Below are 12009 nucleotides of genomic sequence, written 5' to 3' on the forward strand. Positions count from 1 at the left end.
GCCACCCGAGGGAACCGCGCTAGTTTCCCTGAGGTTGCCGAGGCCCGCCGGAGGCCCGGCCCTTCATCACAGCTCTTGACCTTGACCTTGATCTTCAGCTCTTGATCTTGCTTGTGGCCCTTGATCTCGCGCTTGATCTTGCTTGTGGCCCTTGATCTCGCGCTTGATCTCGCTTGTGGCCCTTGATCTTGCGCTTGATCTTGCGCTTGATCCGGCCTGTGCCCTTGCCCGGACTTGCCGGAGTTGAAGAGGCCTGAGTTGCGGCGGGGTTGTGAACGCGGAAACCGGCAGCTGACACACATACCCGCCGCCCCGAACCCCGAACCGGCACAACCATAACCGAAGGCCGTAAAAAGCCTTGAAACCCACACCCCAACCGCAACCCAGCCCCCAAACTCCAACCCCCGCAGAAGGCCCGAACCCCGAACCACCCCAGGCGCAAGACTTCCTGCACCGCGCACCGCGCACCGCGCACCGCCGATGCCGCCAAAGACCGCCGCACTCAGCGCCCGACCCCACGACTCACTCCGTCGCGATAGCCCCCAGCAGGTCCAACCGCGCCGCCCGGCTCGCCGGCCGAGTCGCGGCGGCGACCCCCGCGACCGCCCCGGCGCCCAGGATCAGCGCCAGCGCCCCGGGCGAGACCGCGAAGCCGATCGCCGTCGAACTCCCGGCGGCGCGCACCAAGGCCCAGGCCAGGAACGTGCCGAGGGCCACGCCGCCCAGCGTCCCGAACAGCGCCACCAACAACGACTCCCACCGCACCAGCGCCCTGGTCTGCCTCCGCGTCAGCCCCACCGCGCGCAGCAAGCCGAGTTCGCGCGTCCGCTCGTGCACCGACAGCGCCAGCGTGTTCGCGATCCCCGCCAACGCGATCACGATCGCGAGCACCAGCAACACGTACGAGATCGTGAGCACCACGTCCACCCCGGACGCCTGCGAATCCGCGTACTGCTGCCGGTCCTGCACGTCTGGGCTCCCGTAGGGCACCATCGCCGCCGTCACCGCCGGACGCGCCGCCGCGACCGAGGTCCCCGGCGCCAGCTTCATGATCACCGAACTGTCAGTGACCTGATTCGCGTGCGCCGACCACGCCGCGGCGTCGATCAGATACCCGTCGAAAGAGCCGCGCGGCCCGTAGACGAACCCCACCGGGATCGTGCTGGTCGTGCCGTCGGGGAAGACCACCGGGACCGCGCTCCCCAGCGGATGCTTCTTCGCCTCCGACGCCGAGACCCCGATCGCGCGGCCCCCGGCCAATGTCGCCACCGACCCGCCCCGCACGTCCAGCGACATCGTCTCGTTCAGCTTCCCGGTGTCGGCGAACGTCAGATTCGTCGCGGACCCGGCCACCGAAGCCGTCCCCTGGCCGATCCCCACCGCGGCCTGCACACCGGGCACCTTCTGCAGATCGACGGCCAGCTGCGGGCTGAGCCCGCCGCCGCCGAAGGCCGGAGCGGACACCGCGAGGTCCCCGACGAACGACCGGTCCACATCAGACTTCAGCGACGCCTTCACCGACGTGGCGAACACCGTCAGCAACGTCACCACCGCCACCCCGACCATCAGCGCGGTGGCCGTCGCCGACGTCCGCCGCGGATCCCGGGCGGCGTTGCGGCGCGCCAGAACCCCGGTGGTCCCCGCCAACCGCCCACCGACCGTGACCACCGACCCCAGCACCCGCACCGCCCCACGCGCCGCGACCGGCCCGAGCATCAGCACACCGACCGTCGTGGCCGCGGCCCCGGCGCCGACCACCGCCAGCGACCCGCCGGCGATCGCCGACACCACGCCGCCGGCCAGCAGCACCCCGCCGATCGGGCTCCGCACCCGGCTGAACCCGGACCGCGTCTCGCCCACCGACGCCTCCCGCAGCGCCGCCAGCGGCGCCACCCGCGAGGCCCGCACGGCCGGCGACAGCGCGGCCAAGGCGGTCACCCCGACGCCGACCACCAACGCCAGCGCGATCGTGGTCCGCGTCACCGCCAATCCCCCGGCGGGCAAAGCGAATCCGGCCACGTCGAACAACGCCTTCAGCGCCTGCGCGATCCCCAGCCCGCCGACGACGCCGACCGCCGAGGCGGCCTGCCCCAGCGCGGCCGCCTCGGCCAGCGACGACCCCAGGACCTGCCCCCGCGACGCCCCCAACGCCCGCAGCAGCGCGTTCTCCCGCGTCCGCTGCGCGATGAGGATCGTGTAGGTGTTGTGGATCGAGAACGCCGCCACCAGCAACGCCACCGCAGCGAACACCAGCAGGAAGCCCTTGAAGAACGTCAGGAAAGCCGTCCCGATCGCGGCAGTCGTCGCCTTCGTGTATTGCGCGCCGCTGATCGCCGAGAGCCCCGGCGGCAGCGTCTTCGACACCGCGGCGACGACAGAGCCCTGCGAAACGCCGGGCTGGGCGGCGATCAGGATCTCCGAGGCCTGCCCGGGCCGCGCGATGTACTTCTGCGCGACCGCCTGCGTGAACCCGGCGTACGTCACCTCGCCGATCCCGTTCTGCGTCCCGAATCCGGCGATCCCGACGATCGTGATCCGCACCGGCAACGGGGTCTGCACGATCGTGGTGTCCCCGATCTTCAGCTGCCCGGACTCCGCCGCGCCCCGGTTGATCACGGCCTCGACCGGCTGCCCGGCCGGCACGTCGCGCGGCGCGCGCCCGTCCAGCAGGCGGTACGGGTTCAGGGCGGCGGACGGGATCCAGTTGCCGGCCGTGCGCGGCGGCCCGTTCCCGCCGACCGCCTTGCCGTCGGCGCCGAGCAGTTGGCCGTAGCCGACGATCTCGGGCTGGGCGTCGGCCACGCCCGGCACTTTACGGATCGTGTCAGCGAGCTGTGACGACACCGGAGCCCGCAGGCCGCCGAAGGCCGCGCCTCCGCTGGTGGAGATCAGGGTGTCCGACTGGACGACCGCGGAGACCCCGGTGTCTGCGGTCGCGAAGAGGTTGGAGAAGTTTCGGGAGAGAGTGGCGTTCAACGTGAGGGTGCCGGCCAGGAAGGCGACGCCGAGGAACACCGCGAGGAAGGTGCCGATCAGCCGGCGGCGGCGGGCGGTGAGGTTGCGCAGGGCGATGGTGAGCATGTCCGTCAGCCCCCTTACTCGCCGAACCGCTGCATGCGGGCCAGGACCGCGTCCCGGGTGGGCAGCTCCAGCCGGTCCACGAGGCGGCCGTCGGCCAGGAACAGGACCTCGTCGGCGTAGGCGGCGGCCGACGGGTCGTGGGTGACCAGCACCAGCGTCTGGCCGAGCTCGGTGACCATGGTGCGCAGCAGGCCCAGAACCTCGGCCGCGGACCGGGAATCGAGATTGCCCGTGGGCTCGTCGGCGAACACCACCTCGGGGCGCGAGACCAGGGCCCGGGCGACGGCCACCCGCTGCTGCTGCCCGCCGGAGAGCTCGGCGGGGCGGTGCTTCAGGCGGTCGGCGAGGCCGACGGTGCCGACCACGGTGTCCAGCCATTCCCGGTCCGGGGCGCGGCCCGCCAGATCCAGCGGGAGGGTGATGTTCTCCGCGGCCGAGAGCGTGGGCAGCAGGTTGAAGGACTGGAAGACGAAGCCGAGCTTCTCCCGGCGCAGCAACGTCAACTGCTTGTCGGAGGCGGCGCCGAGTTCGACGTCGCCGACGTACACCTCGCCGGAGGTGAGCCGGTCCAGCCCGGCCAGGCAGTGCATGAGCGTCGACTTGCCGGATCCGGAAGGGCCCATGATCGCGGTGAACCGGCCGGCCGGCAGCGCGACCGTGACCCCGTCGAGGGCCCGGACGGCCGCGTCGCCGCCGCCGTACTGCTTGACCGCCGCCACCGCGCGGGCGGCGGGCACCGTGGTGGTGCTGGAGCTGGAACTGGTCGTGGTGGTCATACCGTCGATTCCACCTTCGGCACGGCTGCGGTGTAGTCCTACGACGGGAGGCTTCTGGGCTACTTCTTCCGGAGACAGCCGAACGGCGCGACCCCCGGCCCGCGCCGGGTGATCGCGCCGTCTCATGCCTGGCACTAGTCCTTATCGAATTGAAGCAGGACAGTCACCGCGACCGCCACGCCGACCAGCAGCTCCAGCCCGGAGGTGAAGGCGTGGGTGTAGGCGGCCGGCGTCGGCGAGGAGCCGAGCGCGGAGTAGAAGACGATCCCGATCACCGCGACCCCGACCGCCCCGCCGACCTGCATCACCGTGGACACCACGCCCGAGGCGGCGCCGGTGTGGTGCGGGGCGACCCGGCCCATGGCCCCGGCGGCCAGCGGGCCGATCGCCAGGCCCATGCCCGCGCCGTCGGCGGCCAGCGCCGGGAGCATCCACAGCAGCGAGCCGTGGGTGCCGGTGAGGTGGATGGTGACGATCAGGTCGAGCAGGCTGACGGCCATCAGCGCGGTGCCCACGGCCGCGGTCTGCCGGCCCAGCCGCGCGGCCAGTTTCTGCGCGACCATCGAGGTGAGCAGGTAGCCCAGGCCGATCGCGGTGAAGACCAGTCCGGCGTGCAGGGCGTCCAGGCCCCGGCCGAGTTGCAGGTAGAGCGCGAAGACCAGGAAGAACGAGCCCTGACCCATCCAGAACACGATCTGGGCGATGATGCCGCGGGTGAAGCCCTTGGTGCGGAACAGCGCCGGGTCGACCAGCGGCGACTTCTGGGCGGCGGCGAGCCGGCCCTGGTGCCAGCCGAAGACCCCGAACAGCACCAGCGCGGCGCCGAAGCTCAGCCAGGTCCACAGCGGCCAGCCCTGGCTCTGCCCCTGGATCAGCGGCAGGACGGTGGCGACCAGCGCGGAACTGACCAACGCGACACCGGGAAGGTCCAGCCGGGTCCGGGCTTCGGCCTTGGACTCCGGCACGGCCCGCGGCACCAGCGTCAGCGCCAGCGCGCCGACCGGGACGTTGATCAGGAAGCAGCTGCGCCAGCCTAGACCGGCGAAGTTCATGTCGATCAGCACGCCGCCGATCAGCTGGCCGAACACCGCGGCCAGGCCCATCGCCAGGGCGTAGGCGGTGAAGGCGCGGACCCGCTTGGCGCCCTCGAAGGCGGTGCCGATGATGGCCAGCGTCTGCGGGCTCAGCAGAGCCGCACCGACGCCCTGCACGATGCGCGAGGCGATCAGGACGTCCGGGGTCGGCGCCATCCCGCAGGCGGCCGAGGCGGCGGTGAACAACGCCATGCCGAGCGCGTACATCCGGCGGCGGCCGAACATGTCGCCCAGCCGGCCGGCGGTGATCACGCCGGCCGCCACGGTGAGGCCGTAGCCGGCGACGATCCACTGGATCGCGGCCGGGGAGGCGTGCAGATCGCGCTGGGTGGCCGGGATGGCGACGTTGACGATGAAGATGTCGAGGGTGGTCATGAAGATGCCGGCGAGCAGGACCAGAAGGGTCAGGTTCTGGGCTCGGGCTGTTTCGCGGCTGGTGCCGGATGCGGACGCCTGCTGCGCCGCGCTGGCCGCGGAAGCGGCACTTGCCGGTGTCGCCGGCCGGATCTGTGTCGTCTTCAAGATCTCTGTGGTGGTCATGGGGTCAACGATGGCTTCGCGGGGGTCATGGAGACGATTACCTGGCAGGTAATCGCGAGGTCATGGGGCCCGACCGCATTGTTGAGGGCAGAAGCCGCCGGGCAGACCGGGGGCCGGAACGGAAGGCACAGCCATGACCGAGATCAAGAACCTCATCGACGGTTACATCGCCGCATGGAACGAGACCGACGAGGCCGCCCGGGCCGCGAAGGTCGCGGAGGTCTTCGTCGAGCAGATCGAGTACACGGACCCGCTGGCGTCGGTGCACGGCCACGACGAACTCAGCACCCTGATCGGCGGGGCGCAGGCCCAGTTCGCCGGGCTGACGTTCCGGCTGGCCGGCGAGCCGGACGCGCACCACGACGTGGTGCGCTTCACGTGGGAGCTGGCGCCGGGAGCCGGCGAGGCGCTGGTGGTCGGGTTCGACGTGGCGCTGATCGCGCCGGACGGGCGGATCGGGGCGGTGGCCGGGTTCCTGGACAAGGTTCCCGCGATGTGAACCGATCTGGGCACTTCAAGGGCGGCTGGTCGGGAGCTTCGGCTCCGGCCGCCGCCCTCGGGGTTTTCGGGGGCGTGCGGCCGGGCCGCTTGCTTCAGGTAGTTCCTCAGTCGGCCGCCTCAGTGGGCGATCACCTCAGTGCTTTGAGGTAATCGCCGTCTTCGGCGCGAGCGCCGGGACCTGCGCCCCGGTCGGCGTGGGCGTCCCGGGCGCCGGGTTCGCAGGGTTCTGCGGCGTTTGCGTTCCCGGCGGTGTCCCCGTCCGCTTGGCCTGCGGCGTCGCGGCGTCCAGCGCGGCCCCGACCACCAGTGCCTGCGGCCGGGTGGCGCCCAGGTAGTCCGCGGCGCCGATCGGGTCGAAGCGGATGAAGGCGCCGGTGTGCGGGGCGTCGATCATCACGCCGCCGCCGACGTAGATGCCGATGTGGTGGATGCTGCCGGGGTTGGACAGGTCGGTGGCGTAGAAGACCAGGTCGCCGGGCTGGAGCTGGCTGGTGGGGATGTGCGGGCCGGTGTACCACTGCTCGGAGGCGGTGCGCGGCATCTGGATGCCGACCGAGGTGTAGGCGGCCTGGACCAGGCCGGAGCAGTCGAACTTGCCGTCGGTGCCGTCGCCGCCCCACTCGTAGGGGGTGCCGAGGCGGTTGTAGGCGTAGGCGATCGCGCGCACGGCCAGGTCGGACGGCGCCATGACCGGGTCCGGGGCGCGGAAGGCCTGCTCCAGCGCCTCGATGTTCTTCACGTAGTCCTGGGTCTGGGAGTAGGGCGGGATGCCCTGGTACTGCTCGACGGCGCCGGGGCCGGCGTTGTAACCGGCCAGCATCAGGCCCACCGCGTCGCCGCCGATGCCGGAGAGCTGGTGGGAGATGGCGCAGTCGTAGCGCGCGGCGGCCGGGATCGCGTCGGCCGGATTGCGCGGATCCTGCTTACCGTCGCCGTCCTTGGGGGAAGACCAGTTGGGCCACGTCCCGGGCATGAACTGGGCGATCCCTATGGCTCCGGCCGAGGAGACGATGGTCGGGTCGAAGCCTGATTCCTGATACAGCTGCGCGGCCAGCAGCGAAGGGGTCAGGGTGGGACACATGTGCCCGTACTGTTCCATCAGCGCGGCGTCGGCGGTCGGGACGGTGCCGTCGGCGATCCGGCCGACGGGGCTCACGGTGGAGCTGCCGGCGGCCACGCTCATGGTTCCGACGACGATCGCGCCTACCAGAAGAAAGGGGGTGGCCACCAATGACGCGCCGACGACGATGGATGTCTTCATCAGGCCTCTTCCTCCCTTCAGTTGATCATCGGATCAACCGATAACCAAGGTGTGCCCCGGACGGATAGAGGAAAACGACACCATAGACAAGGTATCTGCCGTCCGCGTCATCCTCGTAGACTGAGTTCCCTACGCTACCGGCAGTGACACCACATCGTGAGTACGACGAACACCACCGTTATAACCACAGGACTGGAGGCAGGCGGTCATCGTGTCTGCACTGCAAGCTCTGCATGGCGCGGCGCACACCGTGGCCACGTTCCTCACCGACACCCCGACGCCGGCGCCCCCGTCCGGCGGCAACGACATCAACACGATCATCGGCGGGATCGCCCCGAACTGGGGACCCTTCGGCAAGGTCGGCAACGAGGCCCGGGTGATGATCGAGGTCATCATGGCCACGGCGATCATCATCTGCCTGGGCATCGCGGTCTGGGGCGCGGCCAAACAGCGCATCGGCGCCACGGCGCTGCGCGACACCTTCTCCGCCGAGCAGGGCAAGGGCCTGATCGTGGCCGGCCTGACCGGTGTGTTCATCATCGGATCCCTCGGAACCCTGTTCACCATCGTCTACGGCATGGCGATCTGACCCACCGCCGCGGCCGACCGGAGGCACTGCCACCACGCGCCGCCCGGCAAACCCCGAAGAAGCCATCCGGGTATTTGTTAGGAACTGGTGGCCCGACACGACGACGATGTAACACGACCGGGACGTCCGGGGTGGGGAGACTTGAACATGGTTATCGACGGCGGTAGCGGCGGTCCGGGCCGCCCAGGCGACGGCGCCCCGCGCCGCGGCCGGCCCGGACGCGCACCGCGCATCGAGCAGCCGCAAACCGTCATCCGCCTCCCCAAGGACCCCTACGAAGGCGAGTTCAAGGCCCCCCGAGGACGCCGCGGCCGCGGCGTCCTGGCACTGGCCGCACTGGTCGTGGTGGTCTCCGTCATCATCGCGATCAGCAGCAGCAAGCACAACAACGGCGCGGCCAGTCAGGGTGCGAGTACGGGCGTCGGGGGCGGGGTGCCGCCGGCGACGGCCACGGTGGGGCAGAGCGCTCCGGCGAGTGCGCCTTCGAGCCCTGCGTTCCCCTCGCAGAACGGTGATGTCCTGACCGGCTATCCGGATACGCAGGACGGCGCCACGGCCGCCGCGGCCAACTTCGTCGCCGCCTACGGCTCCGAGGCGATGATGACGGCGGATTCCCGCCACAAGCTGGTGCAGGAGATCGCCGACCCGGCCATAGTGACCACCCTGCAACAGCAACTGGACCAGGCTTTCACGCTGGCCGCACAGGGCTTCGGGCTGGACAAGAACGGCAACGCGCCGACGGGTCAGAGCTTTGTGAGCCGGGCGGTCCCGTTCGGGACCACGGTCGCGAACTACAGCGCGGCGAAGGCGACGGTCGCCGTGTGGATCAACATGATCTCCGGAACGGCGGGCCAGGGTTCGACGCATCCCGTATCCGAAACCTGGAGCACGGTCACGCTGAACCTAACTTGGGTAAACGGAGACTGGAAGTGGAGTAGCTTCACTCAGGCGGATGGCCCCACGCCGGTCCCGGCCGGACAGCAGGTGTCCTCGTCTAGCGACCTCCAGAAGGCCGTCCAGCAGTTCGCGAGGCTCCGCTATGCCCCATGATTGGCTCACCGCACCAGCCGATCCGTGCGCGCTGCTCACGGGCAAGCTCAAGGACGCCTGCGAGAACACCCAGCAGATGGTGGGCGGCAGCACCCCCTCCCCGCCCGGCGGCCAGAACAGCGGCGTCTCCTCCGCCGACGCCATCACCGACCCGCTCGGCTCCATCGCGCGGGGCTGTGCGGAGGCGGCGCAGTGGGTCATCAACAATCTGTCGGACGCCATCTCCAAGACCGCGACGGTCAACTTCACCAACCTGGGCTTCCTGAAGCAGTACGCGATCGTCTTCGCCGCGTCGGCGATCCTGACCGTGCTCCTGTGGCTCAGCTCCGTTGTGAAGCGGGCGGTGCGGGGCGATTCCATCGTCACCGCGATAGGTGAGGCGACGGGCTTTCTGTGGATGGCCGTGTTGGCCTCGGCCTTCACGCCGGTGATCCTGGCCGGGATGGTGAAGATCACCGACAGTGTCTCCGACGCCATCGGGAACGGGTCCACCGCGGATCGGAACGGGTTCCTGGCGTCGTTTTCGCATGCGCTGGACCCGAATTCCGGGTTGGGTGGCGGGCCGATCATGCTGATCTTCGTGTCCGTGATGTCGATGGTCGCCTCGGCTCTGCTGTGGCTGGAGCTCATCATCCGGGCCGCGATGCTGTACGTCGGCGCCGCGTTGGCGACCGCGGTGTACGCCGGGTTCGTCGACCGGGCCATGTGGGGGCACATCCGGCGGTGGGTCGGGTTGATGATCTCCATCGACCTGGTGAAGCCGATCATCGTGATCGTGTTGTCGTTGGCCACCGCTGTGTCCTCCGGGCCGCAGGACTCGTTCAGCGCCGTGTTGAGCGGGCTGGCCATCATGATTCTGTCGATCTTCGCCTCGGGGCTGGTCTACCGGTTCGTGCCGGCGTTCGGCGACGACATGCTGACGCTCCAGAAGGAGCGGGCGGCGAAGATCGGGAAGGCGGCCATCACCAGCGCCGCGTTCACCTCGCCGGCCGGGACGATGCGCAACGGGATGGCCGCGCACGGCAACCGGATGGGCGGGGCTTTCGCCGGCGGTGGCGGCGGGAACATGGGTAGTGCGATCACCGGGATGTCGGTCGGTGCGCTGGCCGGTGGGGCCAGTGCGGCGGCCGGGATCGCGGCGCACACCGGCAGGGCCCTGACGGTGCGGCCCGGGGCGGACGGCGGCCAGGGCGGCGGCGGCGCCGGCGGCAACGCCGGGAGCGCCGGTGGCGGCGGCAACACCAGTGGCGGCAGCGGCGGTTCGGCGACCTCCGCCTCGCGCCTGCAGGCCGCGCACGCCCCGGTCGTGCCCAAGACCCCGCCGCCGCCGCGCGGCGGTTCGTGACCGAGCCCGGTGAGGAGGCAGGACCAGATGAGCGAGCACGCGGGCTCGAACACCGAAGAATTCGTGTTCTGCGATCCCGCTTTCCGCTTTTCCCAGGTAGCGTCGAGTAGAGAACCCGGCCGCGCACCACGATCACCTGTACCTCCGCTGGAAGGCACCGCCGTGAGCACCACGCCAAGCAGTGACGACCGCCTCGCGGCGGCCGGTTCCGTGACCGGGGGCCGACGGGGGGCCCGGCCGTGAGCACCGCCCAGCAGGAGCCCCCCCAGTACCGCCGCGCCTACCTGCTCGGCAAGGCCAAGCCGAGCGCGCTGATCGGCCGCAACCGCGAGACCGGCGAGATCGGCGTCATCGTCATCTGCTGCGGCATCTCGCTGCTGTCCGGCTTCTTCGTGCCCACCACGTTCCTGAAGGTCCTGGGCATCCTGGCCGGCCCGGCGCTGGCCCTGGTCGTCGTCTTCATGCCCTACAACGGCCGCACCATCTACAAGTGGTTCGAGATCAACCGCTCCTACAAGCGGCTCCTGCGCTCCCCGCAGGCCACCTGGCGCTCCCGCGCCATGGAGGCCGGCACCCGGATCGACGGCGCCGAGGTCGAGATCGGCCCGCCGCCGGGCGTGGGCCGGCTGCGCTGGCTGCGCGCGCAGTTCGGGCCGGACGAGATCGCGGTCCTGATGCACCTGGACCGCCGGACCGTGACCGCCACGCTGGAGATCGAGGGCCCCGGCGTCGGGTCGCGCGACTCCGAGGACCAGGAGGCCCTGGTCGACCGGTTCGGGACGCTGCTGCGGCACGTGGCCAACGGCGACGGCTTCGTGACCCGGTTGCAGATACTGGCCCGCACGCTGCCGGCCGACCCGGACGCGCACGCCAAGGACGTGGCCCGCCGCGGCGACGAGAACTCCCCGCCCTGGCTCCAGGAGTCCTACGAGCACCTGCTGTCGATGGTCTCGACCTCCTCCGAGCAGCACCGGGCCTATCTGGTCGCCTGCATGCCCTACACCAAGGACCTGGCCTCGGAGGCCTACGTCATCGGCCGCGGCGCCGTGGACGTGGGCCTGGGCATCATCATGGCCCGCGAGCTGGCCGACATCTGCGCCCGGCTGGCCGACGCCGACATCAAGGTGCGCCAGCCGCTCGGGCCGGTCGCCCTGTCCTCGCTGATCCACTCCATGTACGACCCCGACCACCCGATCGACCACCTGCACGCGATGTCGCGGCGCAACGCCTGGCCGGCCGAGCTGGACGCCACCCACCCGCGGTTCCTGATGGCCAAGACCCGGGAGTCGACCACCGCCGAGCCCTGGTGCCACGCCACCGCCTGGATCAAGGAGTGGCCGCTGACCCCGGTCGGCGTGAACTTCCTGGCCCCGCTGCTGGTCCACACCCCGGACGTGATCCGCACGGTCGCGGTGACGATGGACCTGGAACCCACCGACGTGGCCATCGAGCGGATGCTCACCGAGAAGATCAACACCGATGCCGAGGCCTCCCGGCAGGCCAAGCTGGGCCGGGTCGACGACCCGCGCGAGCGGGCCCACGCCGGGCGCGTGGACCAGCGCGGCGAGGACCTGGCCTCCGGCGCCGCCGGGGTGAACCTGGTCGGCTACATCACCGTTTCCTCCCGCGGTCCGGACCCGTTGAACCGGGACAAGCGCACGATCCGGGCCTCGGCGGGCAAGTCGTTCCTGAAGCTGGAGTGGTGCGACCGCGAACACCACAGGGCGTTCACCAACACCCTGCCGTTCGCGACCGGGCTGCGGAAGTAAGGA

9 protein-coding genes are annotated in these 12009 nt (G+C 70.6%); 5 read left to right on the forward strand and 4 right to left on the reverse strand.

The features are described 5' to 3' along the window. Positions 1–522: 522 nt before the first annotated feature. The 3 genes from IZR01_RS15685 to IZR01_RS15695 form a co-directional block, all read right to left on the reverse strand. Positions 523–3081 (reverse strand): FtsX-like permease family protein, encoded by a 2559-nt coding sequence (locus IZR01_RS15685; RefSeq protein WP_228559575.1) that lies wholly within the window; start codon positions 3079–3081, stop codon positions 523–525. Between the two features lie 14 nt (positions 3082–3095). Further along, the gene (locus tag IZR01_RS15690) at positions 3096–3857 is read right to left on the reverse strand and encodes an ABC transporter ATP-binding protein (protein WP_194924295.1); all 762 of its coding nucleotides are present in this window, start codon (positions 3855–3857) and stop codon (positions 3096–3098) included. 134 nt (positions 3858–3991) lie between these two features. Further along, positions 3992–5491, reverse strand: coding sequence for an MFS transporter (locus tag IZR01_RS15695; RefSeq protein ID WP_228559577.1), 1500 nt, complete (start codon positions 5489–5491; stop codon positions 3992–3994). 133 nt (positions 5492–5624) lie between these two features. Here IZR01_RS15695 and IZR01_RS15700 point away from each other — a divergent pair, with 133 nt between their 5' ends. Next, entirely contained in the window at positions 5625–5990 is a 366-nt protein-coding gene (locus IZR01_RS15700) for a nuclear transport factor 2 family protein (protein WP_194924296.1), read from the forward strand. A gap of 135 nt (positions 5991–6125) precedes the next feature. On the opposite strand, the gene IZR01_RS15705 is transcribed toward IZR01_RS15700, so the two are convergent. Then, entirely contained in the window at positions 6126–7253 is a 1128-nt protein-coding gene (locus IZR01_RS15705) for a C40 family peptidase (RefSeq protein WP_194892776.1), read from the reverse strand. Positions 7254–7503: 250 nt separating this feature from the next. Here IZR01_RS15705 and IZR01_RS15710 point away from each other — a divergent pair, with 250 nt between their 5' ends. From IZR01_RS15710 to IZR01_RS15725, 4 genes are all read left to right on the forward strand, one after another. After that, positions 7504–7842 (forward strand): DUF8827 family protein, encoded by a 339-nt coding sequence (locus IZR01_RS15710; protein ID WP_194892784.1) that lies wholly within the window; start codon positions 7504–7506, stop codon positions 7840–7842. Between the two features lie 147 nt (positions 7843–7989). Then, complete coding sequence (locus IZR01_RS15715) at positions 7990–8892, forward strand: DUF8175 domain-containg protein (RefSeq protein WP_194924297.1); 903 nt, start codon at positions 7990–7992, stop codon at positions 8890–8892. Next, the gene (locus tag IZR01_RS15720) at positions 8882–10237 is read left to right on the forward strand and encodes a hypothetical protein (RefSeq protein ID WP_194924298.1); all 1356 of its coding nucleotides are present in this window, start codon (positions 8882–8884) and stop codon (positions 10235–10237) included. Before IZR01_RS15715 ends, IZR01_RS15720 begins: the two co-directional genes overlap by 11 nt. Before the next feature lie 239 nt (positions 10238–10476). Next, positions 10477–12006, forward strand: a complete 1530-nt coding sequence (locus IZR01_RS15725; protein ID WP_194892773.1) for an SCO6880 family protein — start codon at positions 10477–10479, stop codon at positions 12004–12006. The last annotated feature ends 3 nt before the right edge of the window (positions 12007–12009 follow it).

It is taken from the genome of Catenulispora pinisilvae (genome assembly GCF_015356865.1).
GTDB classification, from domain to species: Bacteria; Actinomycetota; Actinomycetes; order Streptomycetales; family Catenulisporaceae; genus Catenulispora; species Catenulispora pinisilvae.